This is a genomic window from Oceanicola sp. D3 (assembly GCF_006351965.1).
Taxonomy (GTDB): Bacteria; Pseudomonadota; Alphaproteobacteria; order Rhodobacterales; family Rhodobacteraceae; genus Vannielia.
The window spans coordinates 697,792-723,139 of the sequence record NZ_CP040932.1 but is presented as its reverse complement, the minus strand read 5'-3'; the positions used below and the strand labels follow the sequence as shown (position 1 = coordinate 723,139).

At 64.7% G+C, this 25,348-nt stretch carries 28 protein-coding genes; 17 read left to right on the top strand and 11 right to left on the bottom strand.

What is annotated here, in order from left to right; all coding sequences use genetic code 11:
• From FHY55_RS03745 to FHY55_RS03690, 11 genes are all read left to right on the top strand, one after another.
• Entirely contained in the window at positions 1-381 is a 381-nt protein-coding gene (locus FHY55_RS03745; RefSeq protein WP_140012911.1) for a MerR family DNA-binding transcriptional regulator, read from the top strand.
• Between the two features lie 268 nt (positions 382-649).
• Positions 650-1,048: a MerR family DNA-binding transcriptional regulator gene (locus FHY55_RS03740; protein WP_140012910.1), complete on the top strand. Its 399-nt coding sequence runs from the start codon at positions 650-652 to the stop codon at positions 1,046-1,048.
• A 24-nt stretch (positions 1,049-1,072) separates the two neighbouring features.
• The gene (locus FHY55_RS03735; RefSeq protein WP_140012909.1) at positions 1,073-2,851 is read left to right on the top strand and encodes an acyl-CoA dehydrogenase C-terminal domain-containing protein; all 1,779 of its coding nucleotides are present in this window, start codon (positions 1,073-1,075) and stop codon (positions 2,849-2,851) included.
• 56 nt (positions 2,852-2,907) lie between these two features.
• Entirely contained in the window at positions 2,908-3,120 is a 213-nt protein-coding gene (locus FHY55_RS03730) for a hypothetical protein (RefSeq protein ID WP_140012908.1), read from the top strand.
• A 160-nt stretch (positions 3,121-3,280) separates the two neighbouring features.
• Positions 3,281-3,907: a glutathione S-transferase family protein gene (locus FHY55_RS03725; RefSeq protein ID WP_140012907.1), complete on the top strand. Its 627-nt coding sequence runs from the start codon at positions 3,281-3,283 to the stop codon at positions 3,905-3,907.
• 81 nt (positions 3,908-3,988) lie between these two features.
• On the top strand, positions 3,989-4,459 hold the full coding sequence (gene yidD, locus FHY55_RS03720; RefSeq protein WP_140012906.1) for a membrane protein insertion efficiency factor YidD: 471 nt from the start codon (positions 3,989-3,991) through the stop codon (positions 4,457-4,459).
• Positions 4,460-4,524: 65 nt separating this feature from the next.
• Positions 4,525-5,736 (top strand): acetyl-CoA C-acetyltransferase, encoded by a 1,212-nt coding sequence (locus FHY55_RS03715; protein ID WP_140012905.1) that lies wholly within the window; start codon positions 4,525-4,527, stop codon positions 5,734-5,736.
• Positions 5,737-5,740: 4 nt separating this feature from the next.
• On the top strand, positions 5,741-6,196 hold the full coding sequence (locus tag FHY55_RS03710) for a hypothetical protein (RefSeq protein WP_140012904.1): 456 nt from the start codon (positions 5,741-5,743) through the stop codon (positions 6,194-6,196).
• On the top strand, positions 6,196-7,122 hold the full coding sequence (locus FHY55_RS20945; RefSeq protein WP_210410534.1) for a cupin domain-containing protein: 927 nt from the start codon (positions 6,196-6,198) through the stop codon (positions 7,120-7,122). Before FHY55_RS03710 ends, FHY55_RS20945 begins: the two co-directional genes overlap by 1 nt.
• 12 nt (positions 7,123-7,134) lie before the next feature.
• Entirely contained in the window at positions 7,135-9,336 is a 2,202-nt protein-coding gene (locus tag FHY55_RS03695; protein WP_140012903.1) for a 3-hydroxyacyl-CoA dehydrogenase NAD-binding domain-containing protein, read from the top strand.
• Between the two features lie 285 nt (positions 9,337-9,621).
• On the top strand, positions 9,622-10,785 hold the full coding sequence (locus FHY55_RS03690) for a hypothetical protein (protein ID WP_140012902.1): 1,164 nt from the start codon (positions 9,622-9,624) through the stop codon (positions 10,783-10,785).
• Between the two features lie 201 nt (positions 10,786-10,986).
• Here FHY55_RS03690 and FHY55_RS03685 read toward each other — a convergent pair whose 3' ends face one another.
• Together FHY55_RS03685 and FHY55_RS03680 are read right to left on the bottom strand one after the other, a co-directional pair.
• Entirely contained in the window at positions 10,987-11,682 is a 696-nt protein-coding gene (locus FHY55_RS03685; protein ID WP_140012901.1) for a Hint domain-containing protein, read from the bottom strand.
• Positions 11,683-11,874: 192 nt separating this feature from the next.
• Positions 11,875-12,531 carry a sulfotransferase family 2 domain-containing protein gene (locus FHY55_RS03680; protein WP_140012900.1) on the bottom strand — a complete coding sequence of 219 codons (657 nt, stop codon included), beginning with the start codon at positions 12,529-12,531 and terminating at the stop codon, positions 11,875-11,877.
• 99 nt (positions 12,532-12,630) lie between these two features.
• Here FHY55_RS03680 and FHY55_RS03675 point away from each other — a divergent pair, with 99 nt between their 5' ends.
• Positions 12,631-14,268, top strand: coding sequence for an AMP-binding protein (locus FHY55_RS03675; protein ID WP_140012899.1), 1,638 nt, complete (start codon positions 12,631-12,633; stop codon positions 14,266-14,268).
• Between the two features lie 61 nt (positions 14,269-14,329).
• Here FHY55_RS03675 and FHY55_RS03670 read toward each other — a convergent pair whose 3' ends face one another.
• Genes FHY55_RS03670 through FHY55_RS03660 form a run of 3 tightly spaced genes read right to left on the bottom strand, consistent with a single transcriptional unit; the run spans position 14,330 to position 16,302 of the window.
• Complete coding sequence (locus FHY55_RS03670; RefSeq protein WP_140012898.1) at positions 14,330-14,686, bottom strand: hypothetical protein; 357 nt, start codon at positions 14,684-14,686, stop codon at positions 14,330-14,332.
• The gene (locus FHY55_RS03665; RefSeq protein ID WP_140012897.1) at positions 14,683-15,390 is read right to left on the bottom strand and encodes an NYN domain-containing protein; all 708 of its coding nucleotides are present in this window, start codon (positions 15,388-15,390) and stop codon (positions 14,683-14,685) included. Before FHY55_RS03665 ends, FHY55_RS03670 begins: the two co-directional genes overlap by 4 nt.
• Before the next feature lie 9 nt (positions 15,391-15,399).
• Positions 15,400-16,302 (bottom strand): LysR family transcriptional regulator, encoded by a 903-nt coding sequence (locus tag FHY55_RS03660; protein ID WP_140012896.1) that lies wholly within the window; start codon positions 16,300-16,302, stop codon positions 15,400-15,402.
• Between the two features lie 90 nt (positions 16,303-16,392).
• Between FHY55_RS03660 and FHY55_RS03655 the strand changes: the two genes are divergently transcribed.
• Positions 16,393-17,004: a class I SAM-dependent methyltransferase gene (locus FHY55_RS03655; RefSeq protein ID WP_140012895.1), complete on the top strand. Its 612-nt coding sequence runs from the start codon at positions 16,393-16,395 to the stop codon at positions 17,002-17,004.
• Here the strand turns inward: FHY55_RS03655 and FHY55_RS03650 are convergent.
• The 3 genes from FHY55_RS03650 to FHY55_RS03640 form a co-directional block, all read right to left on the bottom strand.
• Complete coding sequence (locus FHY55_RS03650; RefSeq protein ID WP_140012894.1) at positions 17,001-17,330, bottom strand: hypothetical protein; 330 nt, start codon at positions 17,328-17,330, stop codon at positions 17,001-17,003. The genes FHY55_RS03655 and FHY55_RS03650 overlap by 4 nt on opposite strands.
• A 197-nt stretch (positions 17,331-17,527) precedes the next feature.
• Positions 17,528-17,902 (bottom strand): hypothetical protein, encoded by a 375-nt coding sequence (locus tag FHY55_RS03645; RefSeq protein ID WP_140012893.1) that lies wholly within the window; start codon positions 17,900-17,902, stop codon positions 17,528-17,530.
• The gene (locus FHY55_RS03640; RefSeq protein ID WP_140012892.1) at positions 17,902-19,029 is read right to left on the bottom strand and encodes an S-(hydroxymethyl)glutathione dehydrogenase/class III alcohol dehydrogenase; all 1,128 of its coding nucleotides are present in this window, start codon (positions 19,027-19,029) and stop codon (positions 17,902-17,904) included. The genes FHY55_RS03645 and FHY55_RS03640 overlap by 1 nt, the downstream gene beginning before the upstream one ends.
• A gap of 84 nt (positions 19,030-19,113) precedes the next feature.
• Between FHY55_RS03640 and FHY55_RS03635 the strand changes: the two genes are divergently transcribed.
• Positions 19,114-19,434 (top strand): I78 family peptidase inhibitor, encoded by a 321-nt coding sequence (locus FHY55_RS03635; RefSeq protein ID WP_140012891.1) that lies wholly within the window; start codon positions 19,114-19,116, stop codon positions 19,432-19,434.
• 6 nt (positions 19,435-19,440) lie between these two features.
• Here FHY55_RS03635 and FHY55_RS03630 read toward each other — a convergent pair whose 3' ends face one another.
• On the bottom strand, positions 19,441-19,878 hold the full coding sequence (locus FHY55_RS03630) for a cytochrome c (RefSeq protein WP_168222925.1): 438 nt from the start codon (positions 19,876-19,878) through the stop codon (positions 19,441-19,443).
• A 129-nt stretch (positions 19,879-20,007) separates the two neighbouring features.
• Here FHY55_RS03630 and FHY55_RS03625 point away from each other — a divergent pair, with 129 nt between their 5' ends.
• The 3 genes from FHY55_RS03625 to FHY55_RS03615 all read left to right on the top strand — a co-directional run bounded on the left by FHY55_RS03625 (position 20,008) and on the right by FHY55_RS03615 (position 23,118).
• Positions 20,008-21,681, top strand: coding sequence for a DNA polymerase Y family protein (locus tag FHY55_RS03625; RefSeq protein ID WP_140012889.1), 1,674 nt, complete (start codon positions 20,008-20,010; stop codon positions 21,679-21,681).
• A 264-nt stretch (positions 21,682-21,945) separates the two neighbouring features.
• The gene (locus FHY55_RS03620) at positions 21,946-22,290 is read left to right on the top strand and encodes a DUF2794 domain-containing protein (RefSeq protein WP_140012888.1); all 345 of its coding nucleotides are present in this window, start codon (positions 21,946-21,948) and stop codon (positions 22,288-22,290) included.
• A gap of 12 nt (positions 22,291-22,302) precedes the next feature.
• Complete coding sequence (locus FHY55_RS03615; RefSeq protein WP_140012887.1) at positions 22,303-23,118, top strand: zinc-dependent peptidase; 816 nt, start codon at positions 22,303-22,305, stop codon at positions 23,116-23,118.
• On the opposite strand, the gene FHY55_RS03610 is transcribed toward FHY55_RS03615, so the two are convergent.
• The gene (locus FHY55_RS03610) at positions 23,115-23,936 is read right to left on the bottom strand and encodes a C40 family peptidase (protein WP_140012886.1); all 822 of its coding nucleotides are present in this window, start codon (positions 23,934-23,936) and stop codon (positions 23,115-23,117) included. The two genes, FHY55_RS03615 and FHY55_RS03610, sit on opposite strands and share 4 nt — an antisense overlap.
• Complete coding sequence (locus tag FHY55_RS03605) at positions 23,933-25,315, bottom strand: M17 family metallopeptidase (protein ID WP_140012885.1); 1,383 nt, start codon at positions 25,313-25,315, stop codon at positions 23,933-23,935. Before FHY55_RS03605 ends, FHY55_RS03610 begins: the two co-directional genes overlap by 4 nt.
• Between the last annotated feature and the right edge of the window lie 33 nt (positions 25,316-25,348).

The window sequence follows — 25,348 nt, the reverse complement described above, 5'->3', positions numbered from 1 at the left end:
ATGGCCGAGGCAAAGAGCGAACAGCGGTTAAGTTTTAAGGAAATGTGCGCGCGTTTCGATGTAACGCCGCGCACCCTGCGTTATTATGAGTACATCGAACTCCTGCACCCCGAGAAACAGGGGCGCTCGCGCTTTTATGGCAGCCGCGAGGTGGCGCGGATGACGCTGATCCTGCGTGGCCGTCGCTTTGGCTTTTCGCTGGAGGACATCCGGCAGTGGCTGGAGATGTATGAAAGCGACGGCAGCCGCCCGCAGCTTGAGACCTGGATCGAGCGCGCAGACCGGCAGTTGGAAGAGCTGGAGCGGCAACGCGCGGATCTTGACTCGGCAATCTCTGAACTCCGCCAATTGCGCGATGAGACGGAGGCCTCACTCTCCTAGGAGGAGAAGTGATCGGGCCCTGCAACGGCCATCCGAATTATAATGATAAATTAACCTCAAACCGATTTGGGGTGATTTCAAAGCGGTTTGGCGGCGAAAAATATTGCGCGTGACCCTAGGTCAGCTTTCCAGATATTTTACCAAGCGGTAAATGACGTAGCGTTCCAACTGCGCCTGCGCTCGCGATGCTTGTATGGTCGCCCCGAACTAATCATGTCCGGTTTCGTTCAGGAAGAGACACGCCTTAGGGGCTAAACGAGGACATGACATGACGGAGAAATTTTTGACGATCCGCGAGATGTGTGACGCTTACGACGTAACAGCACGCACCCTGCGGTTTTATGAGGCCAAGGAGCTTTTGTTTCCGGTGCGCGAAGGGCAGAAACGCCTGTTCACCAAACGCGACCGGGCACGACTGAAGCTTATTCTGCGCGGCAAGCGCTTTGGGTTTTCGCTCGAAGACATGCGCCAGTTGCTTGACCTCTATGACATGGAAAATGGCGAGCACCGGCAGCTTGAGACCTCGGTGCAGATGGCCGAGCAGCGTGTGGCGGAAATGGAAGCCCAGCGCGACGAGCTCGCAGTGGCCATCACCGAGCTGAACGCCCAGATCGACTGGGGCCGCAACGCGCTCGCCGGGAATGATGTGAAGCAAGCGGCCGAGTAAACGGCGCCGCAAGGGAGGAAACCGATGCCCACTTACACCGCCCCCACGAAGGACATGCAGTATATTTTGCATGACGTGCTCAAGGTCACCGAAACCGGGATTCCCGGCTATGACGAGCTTGAGGCGGATTTTACCGGCGCGGTGCTGGAAGAGGCGGGCAAGCTGGCGAGCGAAGTGCTGGCGCCGCTCAACCCTGTTGGGGACGTGCAGGGCTGTGTGCTGGAGAACGGCGTAGTGCGCACGCCAGAGGGCTTCAAGGCGGCCTTCGAGAAGGTGAAAGAGGGCGGCTGGACCGGCCTCGACCTGCCAGAGGAGTTTGGCGGGCAGGCCATGCCCTATCTAATGGGCACGGCGGTGGGCGAAATGTTCTCGGCCGCCAACCAGAGCTTCACCATGTATCAGGGCCTCACGCATGGGGCGGCTTCGGCCATTCTGGCCCATGGCACCGATGCGCAGAAGGCCAAGTGGCTGCCCAAGATGGTGAGCTGCGAGTGGACCGGCACGATGAACCTCACCGAGCCGCATTGCGGCACCGACCTTGGCCTGCTGCGCACCAAGGCCGAACCGCAGGGTGACGGCAGCTACAAGATCAGCGGCCAGAAGATCTTCATCTCTGCCGGTGAGCACGACATGGCCGAGAACATCGTCCACCTGGTGCTGGCCAAGATCCCCGGCGGCCCCGAGGGGGTGAAGGGCATCTCGCTCTTCATCGTCCCGAAGTTCCTCGTCGATGACGAGGGCAACATGGGCGCGCGCAACGGCGTGAGCTGCGGCAAGCTCGAAGAGAAGATGGGCATCCACGGCAACGCCACCTGCGTGATGAACTACGACGAGGCGGAGGGCTACCTGCTCGGCACCGAGCACAAGGGCATGCGCGCGATGTTCACCATGATGAACGAGGCGCGCCTCGGGGTTGGGATGCAGGGCCTCGCGCAGGCCGCGATTGCCTATGAGAATGCCGTTGCCTATGCCAAGGACCGGCTGCAGGGCCGCGATGTGACCGGCGTGAAAAACCCCGATGGCCCCGCCGATCCGCTGATCGTGCATCCCGACATCCGCCGCAACCTGATGGATCAGAAGAGCTTTGTTGAGGGCGGCCGGGCGTTTTTGCTTTGGGGCGCGCATCTGATCGACAAGGGCCACCGTGCCGAGGATGCGGATGCCGAAGGGCTGATTTCGCTGATGACGCCGGTGATCAAGGGCTTCCTCACCGATCAGGGCTTCGACATGGCGGTGCAGGCGCAGCAAGTTTACGGCGGCCACGGCTACATTGAAGAATGGGGCATGAGCCAATACGTCCGCGACGCCCGGATCACCCAGATCTACGAAGGTGCCAACGGCGTGCAGGCGCTCGACCTCGTCGGCCGCAAGCTGGCGCAGGACGGCGGCAAGCATGCGATGGCCTATTTCGAGATGGTGAAGAGCTTCATCAAGGAGAACGACGGCAACCTCGAGCTGAAGTCGGGTTTTCTTGAGCCGCTGAAGCAGGCGTCCAAGGATCTTCAGGCCGCTGGCATGTTTTTCATGCAGAACGGCATGAAAGACCCTAACGCGGCGCTGGCTGGCTCGTACGACTTCATGCATCTGTTCGGGCACACCTGCCTCGGCCTGATGTGGGCGCATATGGCCAAGGCTTCGCTCGCCGCGCTTGAGGCGGGCACCTCCGACGAGGAGTTCCACCGCACCAAGCTGGCAACGGGCCGCTACTACATGACCCGCCGCCTGCCGGCGACCGCGATGCACCTCAAGCGCATCGAAAGCGGTGCGGAGCCGGTGATGGACCTCGCGGCAGAGGCCTTTTAGGCTGGGATGAACGGGCGGGGGCCCACCCCCGCCCACCCCAGACCGGAAGGACAGACGTGGCCCACAAGCTCCGCCTCACACGCAAGCACCAGATCAACCTGACCGAAGGCGCGCATCGCAACCTCAAGCGGTTTTGCGACGAAACCGGCCTCAGCCCTGATCTGGCCATCAGCTTTTTGTTCGAGAACGCAACCTCGGTGCTGCACGAAGAGACCCTTCCGCACCGGCTGCGCGCCTTCAAAGCCGAGATCGCCACGCAGGGAACGTGACGTCGCCCTTGCCGTGCGCGTCAACTCCTGACTGAATGCGCGCAGACCGGGGGAGAGGACGGCAGGCGAGAGGCACGGCATGCCTCATTTTCTTGCTGCAAATATCTCCGGGGGTGTGGGGGCTGGCCCCCACTCCGACACCGGCAAAGGGAGAGACCAAATGACACTCAAGCTCCACTGCTTTGGAGAATCCGGCAATGCCTACAAGGCCGCGCTGGCACTTGAGCTTTCCGGCCTCGACTGGGAGCCGGTTTATGTTGATTTCTTCAACGGCGCGGCGCGCAGCCCCGAGTTCATTGCGCTCAATGAAATGGGCGAGGTGCCTGTGCTGGTGGATGGTGATGAGGTCATCACCCAGTCGGGCGCGATCCTGTTTCATATCGGCGAGAAGAGCGGCAAGTTCATGGATGCCCCGCGCTCCGAGATCCTGCGCTGGATCCTTTGGGACTGCCAGAAAGGCAGTGGCCAGCAAGGACCGCTGCGCTTTTTGATGAACTTCCTGCCGGAAGAGAAGCGCCCGCAGGAGGCCATTGCCTTCGTCAACGGGCGCACGCAGGCCGCGCTGAAGGTGCTGGAAGGCCACCTGACGGGCCGCGACTGGATGGCGGGCGAGGCCCTCACCATCGCCGATCTCGCCTGCTGCGGCTACCTGTTTTACCCCGAACCTTTCGGCTTTGATCGAGCCGACTTCCCCGCCATCGACGCCTGGCTGGCCCGCATCAGCAATCAGCCCGGCTGGAAAGCCCCCTACGACCTGATGCCCGGCTCCCCGGCGGATCGGGCGTGACAAAATGATGCCGCAGCCTGCCCTTTACCCCCACGGCGCACCGCGCCAAACTTCGCCCGTGAAGGCAGGAGAACGAGTGCCATGCTTGCAAAAGTCGCCGTCGGGGGCATCTGGGCCTACCAGCAATATCTTTCACCGCGAAAGGGCTATCGCTGCGCCTATTCGGTGCTCAACGGCGGCACCGGCTGCTCGGGCTATGCCAAGCATGCCATCCGCGACCACGGCTTCTTCCGCGCGATTCCACTCATTCGCTCCCGTTTCCGGGCTTGCAAATCCGCCAGCCACGCCCTGCGCGCCAGTTGTCCGGTCCATGGAAAGGCCCTTGCACACGAGCCACCGGACAACAGCGAGGCTCCGTGGGGTCAGCCGCCCAAGCGTCGCTCAAGATGGCATAACGGCTGCGGCATGGCAGCCTGCGACGGCTGCGCAACGGCCCCCTGCGCCGGCTTTGCCTGCGCGAGCAGCGCCGGAGCAGAAACCGCCAGTGGTGCGACCAGTGGCTGCCCTGTCCCTGATTGCGGCGGCTGCGATTGCAGCCCCGGCTGCGGCTGACCACCAACCATATCAAAACATCGCAGGCCCCGCGCCTGCCCCGACCGAACACCGGAGGAACACTCATGTCTGAAGCCTATATCTACGACGCCGTTCGCACCCCCCGTGGCAAGGGCCGCAAGGACGGCTCGCTGCACGAAGTCACCGCGATGACCCTTTCGGCGGGCGTGCTGAACGCCCTGAAGGAGCGCAACGGGCTTGAGGGCCATGCGGTGGAAGATGTGATCTGGGGCAACGCGACCCAGGTGAAGGAGCAGGGCGGCTGCCTTGCACGCACTGCGGTGCTGGCCTCCGACCTTGATGAGCGCATTCCCGGCCTGTCGATCAACCGCTTCTGCGCCTCTGGCCTTGAGGCGGTGAACCTTGCTGCCAACCAGGTAAAGGGCGGCGCGGGCGCGGGCTATATCGCCGGTGGCGTGGAGTGCATGAGCCGGGTGCCGATGGGCTCTGACGGGGCTGCCGTGGCGGTCGATCCCTCGGTTGCTATGAAGCACTACTTTGTGCCGCAGGGGATCAGCGCCGATATCATCGCCACCGAATACGGCTTCACCCGCGATCAGGCCGACGCGCTTGCCGTTGAGTCCCAGAAGCGTGCCGCCGCCGCTTGGGAGGCTGACCGCTTCTCCAAGACGATCGTGCCGGTGACCGACCAGAACGGCCTGACCATTCTTGAGCGCGACGAATACATGCGCCCGGGCACCGACATGCAGAGCCTTGGCGCGCTGAAGGCGAGCTTCAAGGACATGGGCGAGGTGATGCCCGGCTTCGACAAGATCGCGTTGATGAAATATCCGCATCTTGAGCAAATCAACCACATCCACCACGCGGGCAACTCCTCGGGCATCGTTGATGGCTCGGCGGGTGTGCTGATTGGCTCGAAGGAGTTTGGCGAGGCACACGGGCTAAAACCCCGCGCCCGCATTCGCGCCACCGCCAAGATTGGCACCGATCCGACGATCATGCTCACCGGCCCGGTGCCGGTGACCGAAAAGATCATGGCCGACAACGGCATGAGCGTAGGCGATATCGATCTCTTCGAGGTGAACGAGGCCTTCGCCTCGGTGGTGCTGCGCTTCATGCAGGCGTTTGACGTGGATCCGGCGCGGGTGAACCCAAACGGCGGCGCCATCGCCATGGGCCACCCGCTGGGCGCAACCGGCGCAATCATCCTCGGCACTCTGCTCGACGAGCTGGAGCGGCAGGACAAAGAGCTTGGCCTTGCCACGCTCTGCGTTGCTTCCGGCATGGGCGCGGCCACGATCATCGAGCGCGTTTGATCCGTTGACCGGAGGGAGCGACACCAGCGCCGAGGAGGCCCGCGCCATCAGTCAGGGCGTGCTGGATATCACCGGCGCGGCCTATAGCGCGCGGGATTTTGCGGCCTATGCGCCTCATTTCGTGGTGCCCGGTGACGTTCATGCCTTTGGTGGGGTGCGGCTGGTGAAGGATCTGGCCGATCTCCACGACCTCTTCATGGATGTGGCCGCCTATTTTGACTCGATCCAGGTAACAGCGCTGATCCGCTCCTGCATTTCTGCCGAGTTTGACGGGCCCGATGTTATCAAGGCGACTCATATCACCCGAATGATGAGCGGAACGCAACTGCTTGCGCCCCCCTTTCCCGGCTTCTCGCTGCTGCGCCGGATTGACGGGGTGTGGAAGGTTAGCTCCAGCCAGTATGCCACCGATGATCCCAAGCTGATCAACGCGCTGGCCCGGCCTGCGGAGCTGGGCTGATGCCGCTGATCCCGCAGGATACCGTGCGCCGCGACAGCGCAAAGCCGGGCGACCCGCTGGGCGCATATGAGGCGTGGCTCTACTCTGACACAGGTGGGCTGACCCAGTTTGGGGCCTTTGTCGAAGAGCTGGCCCCCGGGTCGCGCTCCTCCAACCGGCATTGGCATGAGGCGCAGGACGAGTTTTTGTGGATGTTGAGTGGCGAGGCCACGCTGCATGAAAACCGGGGCAGCACCTTGGTCCGCCCCGGTGATGCGGTGGCATGGCCCAAGGGCGTGGCCAATGCCCATTGCCTTGAAAACACCGGCGCGGCGCCGTGCAGCTACCTTGTTGTCGGGACGCGGGGCGGCGATGACGTGGTGCATTATCCTGACCTTGGCGAGAAAAAGCTGATTGCTGAGGGTGGCGCGCGACAGATGCTGCCAGACGATGTGCCCGCCCCCGCCGATCTACCCAGCGCCGTGCTGAACCGTGCTGCTGCGCCGGTGAAGACCGGCTCGATCTACCCTGAGCCCTATGCGGCGATGATGGCCGGGCGCTCTTCGCTGCGGCTGGGGCAGATGGGCGGGCTGACGCAGTTTGGGGCGAACCTTGTGACGCTGGAAGCCGGTGCCGTGAGCTCGCTGCGCCATTGGCACCGGAATGAGGATGAATTCCTGATCGTCACCGAAGGCGCTCTTGTGCTGGTGGATGACGACGGGGCGCACCCCATGGCCCCCGGCGATATTGCCGCCTTCCCGGCGGGCGAGGCCAACGGCCACCACATGACCAACCGGAGCGATGCGCCTGCGTCGTTCCTCGTGATCGGCACCAAGGCCCCCAGCGAGGTGGCTGAGTATTCCGACCATGACCTTCGTATCGAAATCGAGGGCGGCAACGCCCGCTTCACCTATAGAGACGGCAGCCCGTGGGACGGGCCGCGCTAAGGGAGAAACCGCATGACCCAATTTACCAAATCCGTCGACGCCGATGGTGTGGCCACGCTGACATGGGACACGCCCGGCAAGAGCATGAACGTGATGAACATGGAGGGCTTTCAGGAGCTCGACGCGCTGATCGACGACGTGCTGGCAGATGACGCCGTGAAGGGCGTGATTTTGACCTCTGGCAAGGAGGGCAGCTTTGCCGGTGGGATGGACCTGAACATCATCGCCAAGATGAAAGCCAGCGCAGGCGATGACCCGGCCAAGGGCCTGTTTGACGGGGTGATGGCCACGCATGGCATTTTGCGCAAGATCGAGCGCGCCGGGATGGACGACAAGAACAAGGGCGGCAAGCCGATTTGTGCCGCGCTGCCCGGCACCGCGCTGGGGATCGGTCTCGAAATCCCGCTTGCCTGTCACCACATCATCGCCGCCGACAACCCAAAGGCCAAGATCGGCTTGCCCGAGATCATGGTTGGCATCTTCCCCGGCATGGGCGGCACCACGCGGCTGAGCTGGAAGCTGGGCGCGATGGGGGCCTCGCCGCTGCTGCTGGAGGGCAAGCTGAACGACCCGAAGAAGGCCAAGAGCGCCGGGGTGATTGACGAGGTTGTGCCGCCCGAGGATCTGCTGGCGAAGGCGAAGGAATGGGTTTTGAGCGAGCCCAAGATCGTGAAGCCCTGGGACGAGAAGGGCTACAAGATCCCCGGGGGCACGCCTTACCACCCGGCGGGTTTCATGACCTTCGTCGGGGCCTCGGCCATGGTGAACGGCAACACCAAGGGGGTTTACCCCGCCGCGAAGGCGCTGCTGTCGTCGGTGTATGAAGGGATGCAGGTGCCGTTTGACACCGCGCTGAAGATCGAATGCCGCTGGTTCGTCAACATTCTGATGAACCCCTCGTCGAGCGCGATGATCCGCTCGCTCTTCATCAACAAGGAAGCGCTGGAGAAGGGCGCCAATCGGCCCGAGGTGGCGGACCAGAAGGTGAAGAAGGTTGGCGTGATCGGCGCGGGCATGATGGGGGCCGGGATTGCGCTGGTGTCGGCTCAGGCGGGCATCGAGGTGGTGCTGATCGACCAAAAGCAGGAGGCCGCCGACAAGGGCAAGGCCTATACCGAGAGCTATATGGACAAGGGCATTGCCCGCAAGAAGGCGACCCCGGAGAAGAAGGAAGAGGTGCTGGGTCGGATCACCGCCACCACCGATTACGCCGCGCTTGAGGGGGCTGACCTGATCATCGAGGCGGTGTTTGAGGACGTGGGTGTGAAGGCCGAGGTGACCAAGGCCGTGCAGGCGCACACTGGCCCCGATTGCATCTTTGCCACCAACACCTCCACCCTGCCGATCACCGAGCTGGCCAAGGCTGCGACGGACGCCGAGAAGTTCATCGGCATCCACTTCTTCTCGCCGGTCGAGAAGATGATGCTGGTGGAGATCATCAAGGGCAAGGACACCGGCGATGTGGCCGTGGCCAAGGCGCTCGACTACGTCCGCCAGATCCGCAAGACGCCGATCGTGGTGAACGACGCGCGCTTCTTCTACGCCAACCGCTGCATCATCCCCTACATCAACGAGGGCATCCGCATGGTGAAGGAGGGCGTCGAGCCCGCGCTGGTGGAAAACGCCGCCAAGCTCGTCGGCATGCCGCTGGGCCCGCTGCAGCTCGTGGATGAAACCTCGATCGACCTCGGGGTGAAGATCGCCAAGGCCACCAAGGCCGCGATGGGCGATGCCTATCCCGACGGCGCTGTGGACGAGGTGCTGTTTTGGATGGCCGACGAGGGCCGCCTTGGGCGCAAGGCCAACGCGGGCTTCTACAGCTACGACGAGAAGGGCAAGCGCGGGCTGCTCTGGGAGGGGCTGGAGGCCAAATATCCGGTGGCCGATGAGCAGCCGGAGCTGAGTGAAGTGCAGCACCGCCTGCTTTTCGCACAGGTGCTGGAGGCCGTGCGCGCGCTTGAGGAAGGCGTGTTGGAGGACATCCGCGAGGGCGACGTGGGCGCCATCCTCGGTTGGGGCTTTGCGCCTTGGTCGGGCGGGCCGTTCAGCTGGCTCGACATCATGGGCGCGGAGCGCGCGGTAGAGCTGACCGAGGCCCTCACCGCCAAGCACGGCGAGCGCTTTGCCACCCCCGACCTGCTGCGTGAGATCGCGGCATCGGGTGGCGGGTTTTACGACCGGTTCGGCACGGGGGCGGACGCCAAAGCCGCCTGAAGCATGGTGGATTTCACCCACCCTACGGGCCTCTTTAGGGTGGGTGCCAACGCCTCAAACGCTGAAGGGCTTGATCGAATAATACACTTGGCGGCATGGTAGGGCGCGCAACCCTGGCGGGTTTGCGCGCCCTATAATTAAATTTATGCCTGCAAGGATTATCCGATGATACAATTTCGATCGCCCTTCGTCGGGGCATTGAGTGCGCTCTTGGTGAGCTGTCTTCCGAATGTTTCTACCGCCGCCCCGGATGAGAGATGGGATGCCCATTGCGCCGCTAAGCCCGTGCGCGACTGCCTCGATAACTCTCCCATCCGCAGCGTCTTCTACATTTCTGCTTTCCCCAACAGCAACAAGTGTTACATCCGCGTGCCCACCATCGGGCAACGCGCCAATGTGCCGACTTGCGTGCCGGTCGACGAAGCGGAGCTTGGCTTGCCTTACCAGTTCAGGCTCTACCACTCGGATGGCAGAAACCTCTTGCCGGGCCAGCAGGTTGAGATCTCCAGCGAGTACCAAAACTTTCTCCAAGCCATCGGCGTGACGCCGCGCCCTAAGATTGGCGGCCCTGTGATGCGGCTGGCCCTCATTCACCGCATCAAAGGCGCGCCGGACATTGGCACCTCGTTTCAAAAGACCAACACCCTGAAACTCTTGCGCTGGTCGCGGTGGGAGATGAGACGGGAGCCGGTCGGCCACTTTGTGAGATTCACCACGATCACCTGCTCTCGCAACCGCGAGGGCGATTGTATCGACCCAGCTCTGCGGCGCGCGCATCCGAGAGGCGATGTCCGCTCCATACTGTCTGTCACGCCTCAGGATTCGTCTCTTCGCGTACGCGGAACTCCCGGGCTTAGACCCGAGAACTGGATGTTTCGCCTCGCGACCGAAGCCAAGGCCTTTTCTCCGAGCGATCTGAACACCGACAACGCAGAGTTTGTTTACACGATCGCACCCAAGCATAAGACCGCTGCCGCGCGGTTGGCCTTCGCCGCCGAGAACCAGTTTGCAGCCGCTCTTACCGAGATCGGTGATTTTGTACTGCCGAAGGGCACGCCGCGCGCCTTTCCCGATCCTTATGTCGATGGGCCGCCCTTCGAACTGATGGGGCTGGCCGCATCGCCGAAAAAAGAGGTGCTCACCCTTGAGGTCCAAGAGGGCAAGCCGAGCCAGCTGTTCTCATTCATCGAGGCAAGGACACCGAGCGGCGAGAGGATATTTGCCGCCGACGGTACCGGGCTATGGCGGCCCGTAACCTCAGATGGCACGAAACTCCCCTTCGTGGTGGAGCCTGACCAAGACGGCGTAGTGCGGCTGCGGGTGGCCAGCGTGCTGGGTGATCTTGGGCTCTATTACTGCCGATCCACCCGCGACGAGGGGGCGGCGCTGATCCCATGCGAGAACAGCACCGGATCAACCTTCAAGCTCACGTGGCTGCGGCGTCCCTAGGCGCTTGCACATGGTCATAAAGAACCCCGGCGGCCTTCTGGCGCGCCGGGGTTTTTCGTTTCAGAGGCCCATTCCCGGAGGGGGATGGAGATGGCTTTGTTGGGGTGGGCCTTGCGCATCGCCTTCTGCGGGGAGCAAAGCTCGCTCCCAACGTAGCGTGGTCGGTGGCGGGCCTGTTGGGGCCCGCGCTCTTTGTGTGCCTCAGGCGGCGATGCGGGCCGGGGCGGCGGTGGGCACGCCGCGAGCGGCTTGCTCGGCGACAATGCAGCTTGCCAGCAGCCGGGCGTCATCGAGCGAGAGCACTTGATAGGCGCTGCTGGCGGTGCCGTTGAACTCTTCGCTCAGGATCGCTGCCATGCCGATCGGCTCGCCAGCCGCGCCGGTGGGGCAGAAGATGAGCGCCGAGCCTTCGACGTAGATCACCTGATCCTCGGCGAAGCTGATCGACACCACCTCGATCTCTGTATTGGGGCACACCCGCTCGACGCCGGGCATTTCGATGAGCGCCAGCGCCGGCATGAGTGCGAAAGGATCGTCGTACATGTCTTCGGCGGTGTCGCTTTCGATCACAACGGTCTCTTCGGGCATCAGCACCAGCTCGCGGCGGTTGCCCATGAGGCCCGCAGGCACACGGATGGGCCACATGGCGCGGGGGCATTCGGCCTGCCCTGTCCAGAGGCTGGCCCGGCTCAGGCCGGTGATCCGCTGCAGGCCGCCATCGAAGGTCATCACTTCATCGCCGACCATAAGCGCCTCGACCGGGCGCCAGCCCATTGCCGTAGACACCAGCGTGCCCGCCACGATCCCGTGCCCTGCACCGCGCGCATCGCGGCGGCGCTCCACCACCGGCCGCGCGCCGGAACTTGCGAAATCGTCGGTTTTCCATCCCATGAACATTTTGAACCATCCCTCTTTGCGGAACCCTTCTGGCAGCTGCGGTTCCGGTGACAGCAAAGTCAGTTGGAATGATTCCCTTGCCCTCAATCAGACTGGAACCGGGCCGAATTGAGGCAGTGTTTCGACATTGGGGACAGTTCTGCAGACGCCCTCGGGTTTAGTCAAAAGCCATCCAAACTTAACCAAGACGGCTCAAAGCGGATCAAATTGATAGCTAAAACGGGCGATGTCCTGCGCAGCGAGGCGGGCGACGGCGGCCTTGCTGCGTTCATCATAGATGGCCCGCCAGTCTGCTGCGCGGGCGCTTTGGTTAATGTGCGGCAGTGGCGTGAGGGGGAAGCCGAGATGCGCCTCCAGCGGCGCGATATCTTCTTCCAGATGTTCGAGCCGGATGAAGAGGCGGCAATGCTCCTCGCCCGAAGGCAGGCGCATATAGCTGCCATAATCTGCCGCGCTCAGGCTGGCCTGCGTGTGCGGGTGCGCCACAAAAGCCGCAAAGTCGAGCTCGCGGGCAAGGGCCACTGCGGGGTGCTTGAAGCTTTGCGCGCGAAGCCAATGGTAATAGCTCACCATCCGGCTCCAGGGGTTGCGCACGAGGGTGAAGGTGAAGAGGCGGCGCATCTCCTCCTCCTCCACCAGCCCCGGCAGATCGGCGAGGCGGGAGTGCTTCCAGAGGCGCCCTGCCGTTTGCACATCTTTCAGCCGTCGCCGGCGCTTGAGTGCCTTGGGGGTATCGCCCAGCATCAGGTCATCGGCCTTGGCGCGGCCTTCCAGCGCCAGCGCCATTGAGGTGCCGCCGGTCTTGGGGATGTGGATGAAGAGGTAGCCGCGCCCGCGTGAGAGGATCATGGCGCTAGGCTACCGCCCTGCCCGCTCGACGGCAATTTCTTGATCCGCGCGGCGCTCTGTCTATTCTGGCCAGACCGGAACGCTTTGGGGAGGCAGGCGATGGGCTGGATGCGAGATGAGAGCGGGCTGCAACAGCGCCGCGCCAACCATGCGCCGCTGACGCCGCTCAGCCACCTTGCCCGCGCGGTGCGGCTGTTTCCCGAGCGGGAGGCGGTGGTGTATGGCGGCACGCGGCTGAGCTACGCGCAATACCACGCGCGCGTGTCCCGGTTGGCTGCGGCACTGGAGGGGCGGGGCATACGGCCTGGCGATGTGGTTTCATCACTGCTGCTCAACACCCTGCCCCATGTTGAGGCGCATTTTGGCGTGCCCGCCTGCGGCGCGGTGCTGAATGCCATCAACGTGCGGCTCGATGTGGGCACGGTGGCCTATATCTTTGAGCATTCCGAGGCGCGGCTGGTGTTATGCGACACGGCCTTCATCCCGCTGGCCGAAGAGGCGCTGGGGGTGATGGAGGGCGAAAAGCCGGTTCTGATCGAGGTGCCGGATGCCGAGGCCGGGCTGGAGGCCACCGGGCGGCACAGCACCTATGAGGAGCTGCTGGCGGAGGGGCGCGAGGACTTCCCGTGGATCATGCCGGAGGACGAGTGGGAGAGCCTGACGCTCAACTACACCTCCGGCACCACCGGGCGGCCCAAGGGCGTGGTCTATCACCATCGCGGGGCCTACCTGAGCACGCTGGGGCAGGTGATTTCGTGGCGGATGGTGATGGAGCCGCGGTACTTGGTGATTGTGCCGCTGTTTCATTGCAACAACTGGTGCCACACTTGGATGCTTCCGGCTTTGGGCGGCACGGTGGTGTGCTGCCGCGATGTGACGGCGAAGGCTATATACAATGCGATTGCCGATGAGGGCGTGACCCACTTCGGCGGCGCGCCGATCGTGCTGGGGCTGCTGGTGAATGCGCCGGAAAGCGAGCGCCGGGAGTTCTCGCACACCGTCGAGGTGTTTACTGCCGGGGCACCCCCGCCTGCCGCCGTGCTGGCAGCCGTGGAGCCGCTGGGCTTCAACGTCACCCAAGTCTACGGGCTGACCGAAACCTACGGGCCGATCACCGAATGCCTTTGGGACGGCGCCCGCTGGGACGGGTTGGCGCAGAGCGAGCGCGCGGCGATCAAGGCCCGCACTGGCGTGGCCATGCCGACCGCCGAGGAGGTGACGGTAATGGATGAGTTTATCAGCCAGACCCCGATGGACGGCGAGACGCCGGGCGAGATCGTGATGCGGGGCAATATGGTGATGAAGGGGTATTACAAGAACCCCGAGGCGAGCGAGGAGGCCTTTCGGGGCGGGTATTTTCACTCTGAGGACATCGCCGTTCAACACCCCGATGGCTACATCCAGATCACCGACCGCGCGAAGGATATTATCATCTCCGGCGGTGAGAACGTTTCGAGCGTGGAAGTTGAGGGTGTGCTGATGCACCACCCTGCCGTGCTGCTCTGCGCCGTGGTCGCCAAGCCGGACGAGAAGTGGGGCGAGGTGCCTTGCGCCTATGTTGAGCTGAAGCCGGGGGCGGAGGTGACAGAGGAGGAGTTGATCGCCCACTGCCGGGAGTCACTGGCGGGGTTCAAGACGCCCAAACATGTGGTGTTCCACGAGCTGCCGAAAACGCCGACGGGGAAGATCCAGAAGTTTGAGTTGCGGAAGCATGCGAAGGAGTGGTCGGCGGGGTGAGTCGCACCATCGTCGGGCCGCGGTGCGGCAGCTTCGCCTTGGGGCCGCACCCGCCGCGTGGCTAAAGCGGACTCTCAACCCATTCGCGTGCTTCATCCATCGGGACGCCGAGATTCTTGGAGAGCTTCCGGATAAACCAGCTTTCGGGGCGGTCGCGAAAGATAGTCCGGAGCAACGCGAGATGTCCGGCTCGCGCTTGTTCATACTCGCGGAAGAAATCGGCCATTTCGGAGAGGTGGACATGCCCCGGAAAGTGGCAGGCCACCGCTGTTCGCAGGAACATCTCTTCGTGTCCCAAGCCTTCGAGCCGTCGGCAGTAGGCGCGAATATCCTCTCCGCTCGTTGGCGGCTTGGTGCGATAGCCGGGGTCCAACCGTTCGTTGACCCCTTCGCAGGTGGTGTTGGGCCCGGAGGTCAATCCACCCGCCGCACCTGAATCTGGTTGCCCGAGCCGCGCCGGGTTTCGAACACCGGGATCTTGCCCACGAGGTCGGAGAACTTGCGGAAGCCGTAGCTGCGCACGTCGAAGTCGGGGTTCGCCGTTGTCACCTGCTGGCCAAGGGGGCCGAGGGCATACCAGTCGTCTTCGGTTTCCAGCGCGTCCATCGCGCGGAAGATAAGGTCTCGCGCCTCGTTCAGCTTGTCGCTGCTCTTGGCGGCCTGCTTTTGCTGCGGGGCGCCTTCGAGGTTTTCGAGGAAGATGAAGCGTTTGCAAGCCTTTCGGAAGGCCTCGGGGGTTTTTTGGGCGCCGATACCGAAGACGTCGTAGCCCTGTTCGCGGATGCGGCTGGCAAGGCGGGTGAAGTCGCTGTCGGAGCTGACCAGAATGAAGCCGTCGAACCGGCCGGTGTGCAAAAGGTCCATGCAGTCGATCACCAGCGCGATATCGGAGGCGTTCTTGCCCACGGTGTTCGCGGGCTGGTGGTGGGGCACGAGGCCGAACTCGGCCTGTACCTTGGCCCAGCCGTTCATCTGGCTCGATGAAAAGTCGCCATAGACCCTGCGCACCGACGCCTCGCCCATGCCCGCGATCTCATCAAAGATCGCCTTGGCCCATTTTGGAGAGGTGTTGTCGGCGTCGATCAGGACGGCGAGGAGGGGTGTGTTGTTCTTGTTATCCATGGCCCATACCTAGGGCGCGACGGCCCGGTTTGAAAGCGCCTCGGCGAGAAAGTCGAAGACGAGGCGGATGCGGCGGGCGGAATGCAGCTCGCCGTGGGTTACCAGCCATGTGGGCACCTGCATGAAGGTGAAATCGGGCAGCACCGGCTCGATTCCAACGCCAGGCGGCACCTCTTCCTTGGACATGATCCCGATGCCCAGCCCCTGTCGCATGAACTCCCAATAGGTGAGCCCGTTGTCGGCCACCACGCGGATGCGGGCGCGGGAGAGGATGACTTTTCGCTCGGCGAGATAGGCCAGCATGGTTTCGACCGGGGCATGGCCGACCCAATCGTGCGCGGCGAGATCTTCAAGGCTTTCGGGGCGCCCCATCCGCTCGAGGTAGGCGCTGGCGGCGTAGAAGCGGGCGGGCTGCTCGTGGACGAGGCGCGCGATCAGCTCTGGCTCGGTGGGGCGAACGTGGCGCAGGGCGATGTCGGCCTCGCGGCGGGTGAGATCGGAGAGCGTGTTGGAGGAAATCAGCTCGATCTCCAACTCGGGCGCCATGCGCGAGAGGCGAGCGATGATGGGAGGAAGGGTGCGGGTGGCCATCATGTCGGAGGCCGAGATTGAGACCGTGCCGGTGAGATCCTGTGCCTGCCCTGCGGCCACCAGTGCGACCTGCCCGGCGCTCTCCTCCATGGCCTTGAGGTGGGGGATCAGCTCGCGCCCCGCAGAGGTGATTTGTGCGCGGCGGCCTGCCCGCTCGATCAGGGTGACGCCGAGCGCCTCTTCCAGCCCCGAGACCTGACGGCCCAGCGTGGGCTGGGTCTGGCCCATCTGCCGGGCGGCGGCGGAGAGTGAGCCGGTTTCGGCAACGGCGAGGAAGGCGCGGGCCTGGTTCCAATCAAAGGCGGCGGCGGGGGGCTTCATGCATATATGCATAGATAAAATGCGAAACTTGGCAATTCTTATATGATCCGCGTTTGAGTAGGTCTCATGGCAACAGCAAAGGACAGCCCGATGACCGACGCAGACTTCTGGAACAAAGTTGCCGCCCGCTATGCCGCTCGCCCGATCACGGATGAGCCCGCCTATGCCACGACGCTGGAGCGCACGGCGAGCTACCTTGCCGCCGATGCCACCGTGCTGGAGGCGGGCGCGGGCACCGGCACCACCGCCCGCCGCCTCTCGCCCCATGTGGGCCGGATCGTGGCGACGGACATTGCCGATGCGCTGCTTGATGTGGCGCGCGAGAGGATCGAGGCGGACGGGATCAGGAATATCACGCTGGAGACGCGTGGCGTGGAGAGCTTGCCCGAGGGGCCGTTTGATGCTGCGATTGCCTTCAACCTGTTGCATCTGGTGCCAGACCCGGCTGCCGCGCTTGCTGCGATGGCGGACCGGGTGAAGCCCGGTGGCCATGTGATCACCAAGACGACGGCTTTGGCAGGTGCGTGGTACTTCCGCCCGATCATCGGCGCGATGCGGCTTGTGGGGAAGGCCCCGAAGGTGCGGTTTTTCTCGGTGGGCGAGCTCGACGCGCTGCACGAGGCGGCGGGGCTGACCATTGTGGAGACGGGTAATTACCCGGCCAAGCCCCCGGCGCATTTCATCGTGGCGCGAAAGGATTAATCCTCGCCCGCGATTTCATCGAGCAGGCGGGTGAGCAGCAGAGCCCCGCCGGCGATCACGAGGCTGCGGCCCAGTGAGACCGAGATGTTGCTGGGCGCGATCTTATGCACGCTGTCGCGGGAGTGCCGCGCCACGCGGCGCAAGAGGCTGTGGCTGGGGTTGGCGCCAAGCGGCACCGGATCGGGGATTTGCAGCGCCTGCGGCTTGGCCCGCCACAGGAGCGCCCCTGCGGCGACGAGACCGCAGGCCACGGCAACGGGCACGAGGCGGCTTTGGGCTTTTTCGGCGGGTAGCAGGGTGTTTGGGAAGGCGGGCTTGGTGTTCATCGGCGGGTCTCCTTCACAGGAGAACCGCGCCGCGCCCGCTCTGGTTCCCTGAGATCGGCTGATCGGCGCTGCGGATGATCTGGCCGGTGGCTTTGGAGAAGGTCTTGTTGAAGCTCTGGATGTGGCTCACCTGCCCGCCGGTGCTAACGGAGGGCTGGTGCAACAGGGCGCGGGTGCTTGGCAGGTTGGGGTGCCGGTCAGCCGGGGCAGGAGGCCTCGCCGGTGAGCACCTGCACGAAACCATCCAGCTTTTCGGGCGGGATGGGGGCGAGGATCATGCCCGGGGACGAGATGCGCTCCATAATCCGGGGGCGCATCACCTCTTCGCCACAGATCGAAAGCACGGCCTCTTCGCCAATGCTGGCCGCCGTGAAATCGGCCACGGCGCGGGAAAAGGCCGGGCCGGTGCGAAGCTGGATCTTGGGCGGGTGGCTCTCCAGCACGAGAACTTCGCGGATGTCTTCGGTGGTGGCATGGATGGCGCGCGGCCCCACCCTCAGCTCCAGCACCGGCTCAGCAGCAATGGCTGGAGTGCAGGCGGTAAGCGCGAGGAGTAGGGCCGCTACGCGCATCAATACTCCACCACCGCGCGGATGGATTTGCCCTCGTGCATCAGGTCGAAGCCTTCGTTGATGTCGTCGAGCTTGAGGGTGTGGGTGATCATCGGGTCGATCTCGATCTTCCCGTCCATGTACCAATCGACGAACTTGGGCACATCCGTGCGGCCCTTGGCGCCGCCGAAGGCCGTGCCTTTCCACACCCGGCCCGTCACCAGCTGGAACGGGCGCGTGCTGATTTCTGCCCCGGCAGGTGCCACGCCGATGATCACCGAGCAGCCCCAGCCGCGGTGCGAGCATTCCAGCGCGTCGCGCATCACCTTCACGTTGCCCGTCGCGTCAAACGAATAGTCGACCCCGCCGATCTGGTCGAACTCCGTCTGGGTGATCTTCACGATCTCCGCCACGGTATTCTCTACCTTCGAGGGGTTAACAAAATGTGTCATGCCGAATTTCTCGGCCATTTCCCGTTTGGAATCATTGAGATCCACGCCGATGATCTTGTCGGCACCGGCCATCCGCAGGCCCTGGATCACGTTCAGGCCAATCCCGCCGAGGCCAAAAACCGCCGCCGTTGACCCAATCTCAACACCTGCCGTGTTAATCACCGCGCCGATGCCGGTGGTCACGCCGCAGCCAATGTAGCAAATCTTGTCGAAAGGGGCGTCTTCGCGCACCTTGGCGAGCGCGATTTCGGGCATCACCGTGTGGTTCGCAAAGGTGGAACAGCCCATGTAGTGATAGATCGGCGTGCCATCGAGCATGGAAAACCGGGTCGTGCCATCGGGCATCAGGCCCTGCCCCTGCGTGTTGCGGATCGCGGTGCAGAGGTTGGTCTTGCCGCTGAGGCAGGAGGCGCATTGCCGGCATTCCGGCGTGTAAAGCGGGATGACATGGTCGCCCGGCTTCAGCGTTGTCACGCCCTCGCCCACCTCCATCACCACGCCCGCGCCCTCATGGCCCAGAATCGACGGGAAAAGCCCCTCAGGGTCGGCCCCCGAGCGGGTGAACTCGTCGGTGTGGCAAATCCCGGTGGCCTTGATCTCCACCAAAACCTCGCCCGCCTTCGGGCCCTCGAGGTTGACCTCCATGATCTCAAGCGGTTTGCCGGCCTCAAGGGCCACGGCGGCACGCGTTTTCATTTGTCGAAACTCCCGTTAATCTATGCGGCGGAACCGTGGGGGAATCTCCACGCCGATTCAACCGGATATGGGAAGACACCCGTGATGAAAGCTCTCAAGGCCCTGATTCTTCTGACCGCGCTCTCCGCCTGTCAGCCCCCGGTTGAGACCCTCCCCGAGGATGACGCGCCCATTCAGGACAATGTGGACAGCGGCCTGGTGGAGCGCGAACCCGATATCTGCGGGGCTTCGGCCTATCGCACGTCGGCCATTGGCCAGCCTGCCAGCGTGATCCCGACCCTCGGGGTGACGCGCAAGACCCGTGTTATCCCTCATGGCGGGATCGTGACGCAGGAATACAATCCCTACCGGATGAACTTCTACCTCGACAGTACCGGGCTCATCAGCCGCGTCACCTGCGGCTGAGGCTGCTCACTCCTGATAGCTGGCGTGGCATGAGCGGCAGGCTGTGCCGAGGGTGGCGAAACTTGCCCTGAGCGCAGCTTCGCTGGAGGTGTCGAGGCCCGCTGCCGCCTGTTCGAGCGCAGAGGCCTCTGCCTCGAAGGCGGGAAACTCCTGCCAGATCGCCGGGCTTGCCTCTGACTTGGGGTCATCTTCCATTGGCCGGAACGTGGGCACGACCTTTGGTGCGGCGGCGCGGATGGCCTGGGCCGCCGCCTGCGCCTCGGCAGGCTCGAAGGGGCGCGCACCTTTCAGCATATCGCCAAGCACCCTGGTTCCGGCCTGGATCTCTTCCATCACCGCCATGCGCGCCATGACAGCAGGGTTCTTCACCCCGTCATGGCCGGTGGCAGGAAAGGCTGCGAGGGCAGAAAAGGCGAGGGCGGGGAGGGCTTTGCGCAGGATCATCCCGGCATTTGGCCAGCCCCGTTCTTTGAGTGCAAGACACGGGCGATGGGATATTTGTGATCGGCGGGCAGACTCGACTCCGCCCCCGGGCATGGCTAAGCTGGAACAAACAACGAACATTGCTGCCCCATGCCCAACCGCCGAATCCTGTCGCTGTGGTTTCCCCGGCTTGCTGCCGAGCGGCTGATCCGTGCCGACCCCATGCTGGCCGAGGCACCGCTGGTGGTGGTGCGCGAACGTGGCAACGTGGCCAGCCTCGCTTCGCTCAGCCGCGCGGCCTCCGCCGCAGGCCTGCGGCCCGGACAGCCGTTGCGCGATGCGCAGGCGGTGTGCCCCGATCTCGTTACCCGGCTGGAGCGCCCGGCGCTTGAGGCTGATTTTCTGACCGTGCTGCGCCGCTGGGCGGGCAAGTTCTCGCCCTGGATCAGCGAGACGGCGCCGGACGGGCTTACGGTGGATATCTCGGGCTGCGCGCATCTTTTTGGCGGCGAGGCCGGGTTGATGGGCGAGGCCGAGGCCGATTGCGCCCGGCTGGGGCTGACGGTTTGCGCCGGGGTTGCCGATACGGTGGGCTCGGCCTGGGCCCTTGCGCGCTTTGCGGGGCAAGGGCCGGGGGCGCTGCGCTCGGGAGATGCGATTGACCAGGAGGCCTATGCCACCCGCGCCCGGGCGGTGAAGCGGCGGCATTGGGAGCGCGGCGGCGCACCGCCGATGGGCGTGGATACGCTCGCGCCGGAGGGCCGGATTGCCCCACCCGGCTGCGCACGAGAGGCACTGGCTCCGCTGCCGCTGGCCGCCCTGCGCCTGCCGGAAAAGACCACGCAGCAGCTTGCCCGGTTGGGGCTGAAACGGGTTGAGGAGCTTGCCGCCCAGCCCCGCGCCGCGCTGGCCCGCCGCTTTGGGGCTGATCTTGTGCTGCGACTCGATCAGGCCTTTGGCTCCGCGCCCGAGCCTGTCTCCCCGGCACGGCCCGAGCCGGTTTATGCCGTTCGCCTCACCCTGCCCGAGCCGATCGGGCTGGAGGTGGATCTTGCAGAGGGGGTCGACCGCCTGCTGCCTGCGCTGGAAACCCGGCTGCGGGCAAAGGGGATGGGCGCGCGCAAGCTCAGGCTGCAGCTGATGCGCTGCGATCATTCCTCGCAGGTCATCGAGCTGGGCCTCGCCCGCCCCTCCGCCGCGCCAGACCGCTTGCGCCCGCTGATCCGGATGAAACTGGGTGAGGTGGATGCTGGCGAGGGGATAGACACCATCCGCCTCGTGGCCACGGTTACCGAGCCTGTTCTGGCGGTGCAGCATCGCGGCCACGCGGGGGCCAGCGCAGATGCCAGCGCGCGGCTGAACAGCGACACCGCGCTTGATGACCTGATCGGGCGGCTCGGAGCGCGGGTGGGCCTTGAGCAGATTCACCGGCTGCATCCCGGCGACAGCCACCTGCCCGAGAAGGGCACGCAGGTGCGGGCTGCCGCATGGTCTGCCCCTGCCGCGGATTGGCCTCAAAGGCCCGAGCGCCCGCGCCCGCTGGTGCTTTTCTCGCCAGAACTGGTCACGCCGGAGGGCACCCCCGGCGCCACCCCCGCGGCTCTGCCGCTGTCATTTCGCTGGCGACGCCGCAGCTTTGCCACCGCCCATGCCACCGGGCCGGAACGGATTGCCCCCGAGTGGTGGCTGGATGAGCCCGCATGGCGCAGCGGGCAGCGCGATTACTGGCAGGTTGAAACGGCCTGCGGTGCGAGGCTCTGGCTTTATTATGCGCATGGGGCCGCGGTTTCGGGCGGTTGGTTTTGCCACGGGGCGTTTGCCTGAACAGGCACGACAGATGGCGACCCCTCAAAAGGAAAAGGCCCGCCGGCGGAGCCGACGGGCGCTAAAGTCGTGCGCCCCGATGGAGCAACTGGGTGGGGGCTATGAGTTTGCTCCACCGGGGCCGAGCCTGGGGCTCGTTGCATGGCACTCTTGGTGACAGGCGATCGCGGCGGGCTGAGGAAAGGCGGGCGACCGGGCCGCGGCGATTTTGCGGCATTTTCGCGACGCTTGATTTTGGCCGCGCTTGGCCCCACTCTTGTTAACATGAACGTGCAGTCGCCCACGCCCTTCCCCGGCAATCGCGCAAATGACCCGGTTGCCTTCCAGCGCCCCGAACTTTCGCTCATCCTTGGTCTCTATGGTCGTTTCGTCGCCGCAGGCGAGTGGCGCGACTACGGGATATCGAGCCTGCGAGACGTGGCGGTTTTTTCGATTTTCCGCCGGACCGCCGAGCATCCGCTCTATCGCATCGAAAAGCGCCCCCGCCTGCGCAGCAAGCAGGGGATGTATGCGGTGATCGGAATGGACGGGCAGGTGCTGAAGCGCGGGCATGATCTGAAGACGGTGCTGCGCGTGCTGGAGCGCAAGCTGATCCGCGCCGTCGACTGACACGCCCCGCAGATGCCCACTCTTATCGTTCTGGCGCTCTTGGCCCTTGCCGCCGTGGCCTATGGTCTCTGGAAACTTGCCAAGCGCCGTGCCCGCTCTGCGCTTCTGGCAAGCCCGCTGACCGAGGCACAGCGCGAGGTGATCGCCGCCAAGGTGCCGATCACCCGCCGCCTGCCCGAGCCTTTGGCGCGCGCATTGGAAGGGCGGATCAACCTCTTTCTTGATCAGGTGGAGTTTATCGGCCGGGGCGGGCTGGAGGTGACGGAGGAGATGCGCCTTTCCATCGCGGCGCAGGCCTGCCTTCTGGTTGTGAACACCGATACGTGGTTCATCAACCTGCGGACCGTGCTGATCTACCCCGGAGCCTTCAAATCGCGCCGCCAAAGCCACAACGGCTTTGTGGTGACCGAGCATGAGACGGTGCGCACCGGCGAAAGCTGGGCGCGGGGGCCGGTGATTTTATCTTGGGCGCATTCTGATGCGGGCGCGGCGGATGACGCGGATGGGCAAAACGTGGTGATCCACGAGTTCGCCCATCAGATCGACGACCTTTCGGGCCGGGCCGATGGCGCGCCGATTCTGGGCCGCGACCAGAGCTTTGCCGAATGGGCGCGGGTGTTTACCAGCGCCTATGAGCGGCTTTGCACCCGCACCGAGCGTGGTGAACGAGGGGTGATAGACCCTTACGGCTGCGAGGGGCATGAGGAGTTCTTTGCCGTTGCGGTAGAGGTCTTTTTTGAGCAGCCACGGGCGCTGATGGCGGAGGAGCCGGAGGTGTATGCCCAGCTCTCCACGCTGTTCGAGCTTGATCCGGTAGAGTGGCGCTAGAGCCTGCGCCGACTGCGCAGCGGATACCCTGAGGCCTCGATCCGGGCCAGCGCCTCACCGAGCGGCTCGATGACCGTGGACATGAAGTGCCCGGTGGCGTGGATCAGCCGGTCGGCATCCAGTGCCATGGCCACATGGCCCGGCCAGAAGTAGAGATCTCCCGGCTCAACCGCGGCATCGAGGGCCAGCGCCTCGCCGAGCGCCTCTTCCTGCATGTCGCTGTCGCCCGGGCAATCATGCCCCTCGGCCTGTAGCGCCGCCTGCACCAGCCCCGAGCAGTCGATCCCCGCGCTGGAATTGCCGCCCCAGAGGTATGGCGTGCCGAGAAAGAGGCGGGCGGTTTCGAGCCGGTCGGCACGGGTGCCGATTTCGGTCAGGTGCTGCTTCGGGATGAACCCGGAGGGGGTTTCGCACAGGTCGCCTTGCTGCCCGATGACCGCCACCTGCACGCCGAAAGACAGCGCCGCCTTTTCGCGCGTCTTGATCGAAGGTTCGGGGTAGAGGTGGCTTTGGCGGGCGGAAATGCGGTGGGTTGGGGTGACCACCGGCCCCAGCGCCTTCTCGGCGACATAACCGACGTAGCCATCGGCTGCGGCCTGGATATAGGCCCAGCCCGCGACCCGCTCGTAGACGACGACGCGGGCCCCGGCGAGCAACTGCCGCTCGCGGTCGCCCGCCGGATCGCGGCAGATGTCGGTGAGCGGCGCGGAGACGCAGGCGGCCTCGCCCTCCACGTAGGCTTCCGCCTCCACCAGCCCCTTCAGCGCGGCGGCGGCCACGCGGGCGTTGGCGGGGGTGAGGCGGCGATCGAGTTTCATGTGAGCACCTTGGGGAGTGCGGCCAGCAGCGCCCGCGCACCCATGCCAACGCCGCCCTTGGGGCGGCCCGGCGCGGCGGAGGGCTGCCAGCCGTAGATATCGAAATGGGTGTAATCTGCGCCCTCGGGCACGAAGCGGCGCAGGAAGAGCGCCGCAGTGATCGCCCCGGCCATGCCGCCCTTGGGCGCGTTGTCGAGATCGGCGATGCCCGGCTGGATGCGCGGCTCGTAGGGCGCGTGGAAGGGCAGTTGCCAGACCGGATCTGCCACCTCTGCCGCTGCCTCCGTCAGCGCCGTGGCCAGCGCGGCGTTGCCGGTGAAGAAGGGGGCGATGTCATCCCCCACGGCCACCCGCGCCGCGCCAGTGAGGGTGGCGAAGCTGACGATCATATCGGGGTTTTCTTCGCCCGCGAAGGTCAGCGCATCGGCCAGCACAAGGCGACCTTCGGCGTCGGTGTTGTTGATCTCTACCGTCAGGCCTTTGCGGGAGGTCAGGATATCCTGCGGGCGGAAGCTGTTCGAGGAGACCGAGTTTTCGACCGCAGGAACCAGCACACGGAGCCGCAGTTTGAGGCCCAGCGCCATGATCATCCGTGCCAGCCCGAGCACGGTGGCCGCGCCGCCCATGTCCTTTTTCATCAGGCCCATAGAGGCGCCGGGCTTGAGGTTGAGGCCGCCGGTATCAAAGCACACGCCCTTGCCGACGAGGGTGAGCGTGGGGCCTTCGCTGCCCCACCGCATATCCAGCAGGCGCGGGGCTTCGGCGCTGGCGCGGCCAACAGCGTGGATCATTGGGAAATTCTGGTTGAGCAGATCATCGCCGCGCACCGCAGCGGCCTCGGCCCCCTGCTCCTCGGCCAGCGCCATGAATGCGGCGTCCAATGCCTCGGGGCCCATATCGGAGGTGGGCGTATTGATAAGGTCGCGGGTGAGAAACTCGCCTGCTGCAATGGCCTCAAGCCGCGCAGCCTCCACGCCCTCGGGGCAAACCAGCTTCGCCTCCACGGCGGGGCCCTCGCTGTAGCGGGTGAAGCGGTAGCTGCCGAAGAGCCAGCCCAGCGCCGCCTCCTCGGCATCGCGCCGCGCCCACTCTCCGGCCAGCGCATAGGTGCCAGCGGGCAGGCGCTGGGGCAAATCGCCGGTTACAAGGCGGCGGCGGTTGCGGGTGGCCGCAGAGCCGAGGCCCAGCAGCACCGCACCGAGGCCGCCGTTTGCGCCCGGCACGAGGCAAACCTCGCCCGCACCGGCCTTGAAGCCTGCGGTTTTCGCCCATGTGCCAGCATCCTCGGGCAAACCATCGAGCCCCTCGGGGCCGATGGCCCAGAGCGGGCAGGCCGCCTCTTGAGTGGTGGCGAATTTGGGCAGGGGCGTGGAATACATGGGGGCTCCGTCTGGCGATTTGCCGCCAGACTA

Bases quoted from the DNA above. Each gene is read 5' to 3' on its own strand.
- FHY55_RS03625 (WP_140012889.1), top strand. From the start codon at position 20,008: ATGCCCAACCGCCGAATCCTGTCGCTGTGGTTTCCCCGGCTTGCTGCC.
- FHY55_RS03645 (WP_140012893.1), bottom strand. From the start codon at position 17,902: ATGCGCGTAGCGGCCCTACTCCTCGCGCTTACCGCCTGCACTCCAGCC.
- yidD (WP_140012906.1), top strand. From the start codon at position 3,989: ATGCTTGCAAAAGTCGCCGTCGGGGGCATCTGGGCCTACCAGCAATAT.
- FHY55_RS03675 (WP_140012899.1), top strand. From the start codon at position 12,631: ATGGGCTGGATGCGAGATGAGAGCGGGCTGCAACAGCGCCGCGCCAAC.
- FHY55_RS03650 (WP_140012894.1), bottom strand. From the start codon at position 17,330: ATGAACACCAAGCCCGCCTTCCCAAACACCCTGCTACCCGCCGAAAAA.
- FHY55_RS03725 (WP_140012907.1), top strand. From the start codon at position 3,281: ATGACACTCAAGCTCCACTGCTTTGGAGAATCCGGCAATGCCTACAAG.
- FHY55_RS03715 (WP_140012905.1), top strand. From the start codon at position 4,525: ATGTCTGAAGCCTATATCTACGACGCCGTTCGCACCCCCCGTGGCAAG.
- FHY55_RS03640 (WP_140012892.1), bottom strand. From the start codon at position 19,029: ATGAAAACGCGTGCCGCCGTGGCCCTTGAGGCCGGCAAACCGCTTGAG.
- FHY55_RS03655 (WP_140012895.1), top strand. From the start codon at position 16,393: ATGACCGACGCAGACTTCTGGAACAAAGTTGCCGCCCGCTATGCCGCT.
- FHY55_RS03630 (WP_168222925.1), bottom strand. From the start codon at position 19,878: ATGATCCTGCGCAAAGCCCTCCCCGCCCTCGCCTTTTCTGCCCTCGCA.
- FHY55_RS03660 (WP_140012896.1), bottom strand. From the start codon at position 16,302: ATGAAGCCCCCCGCCGCCGCCTTTGATTGGAACCAGGCCCGCGCCTTC.
- FHY55_RS03685 (WP_140012901.1), bottom strand. From the start codon at position 11,682: ATGTTCATGGGATGGAAAACCGACGATTTCGCAAGTTCCGGCGCGCGG.
- FHY55_RS03615 (WP_140012887.1), top strand. From the start codon at position 22,303: ATGCCCACTCTTATCGTTCTGGCGCTCTTGGCCCTTGCCGCCGTGGCC.
- FHY55_RS20945 (WP_210410534.1), top strand. From the start codon at position 6,196: ATGCCGCTGATCCCGCAGGATACCGTGCGCCGCGACAGCGCAAAGCCG.
- FHY55_RS03620 (WP_140012888.1), top strand. From the start codon at position 21,946: ATGAACGTGCAGTCGCCCACGCCCTTCCCCGGCAATCGCGCAAATGAC.
- FHY55_RS03695 (WP_140012903.1), top strand. From the start codon at position 7,135: ATGACCCAATTTACCAAATCCGTCGACGCCGATGGTGTGGCCACGCTG.
- FHY55_RS03635 (WP_140012891.1), top strand. From the start codon at position 19,114: ATGAAAGCTCTCAAGGCCCTGATTCTTCTGACCGCGCTCTCCGCCTGT.
- FHY55_RS03605 (WP_140012885.1), bottom strand. From the start codon at position 25,315: ATGTATTCCACGCCCCTGCCCAAATTCGCCACCACTCAAGAGGCGGCC.
- FHY55_RS03740 (WP_140012910.1), top strand. From the start codon at position 650: ATGACGGAGAAATTTTTGACGATCCGCGAGATGTGTGACGCTTACGAC.
- FHY55_RS03745 (WP_140012911.1), top strand. From the start codon at position 1: ATGGCCGAGGCAAAGAGCGAACAGCGGTTAAGTTTTAAGGAAATGTGC.
- FHY55_RS03610 (WP_140012886.1), bottom strand. From the start codon at position 23,936: ATGAAACTCGATCGCCGCCTCACCCCCGCCAACGCCCGCGTGGCCGCC.
- FHY55_RS03665 (WP_140012897.1), bottom strand. From the start codon at position 15,390: ATGGATAACAAGAACAACACACCCCTCCTCGCCGTCCTGATCGACGCC.
- FHY55_RS03735 (WP_140012909.1), top strand. From the start codon at position 1,073: ATGCCCACTTACACCGCCCCCACGAAGGACATGCAGTATATTTTGCAT.
- FHY55_RS03680 (WP_140012900.1), bottom strand. From the start codon at position 12,531: ATGATCCTCTCACGCGGGCGCGGCTACCTCTTCATCCACATCCCCAAG.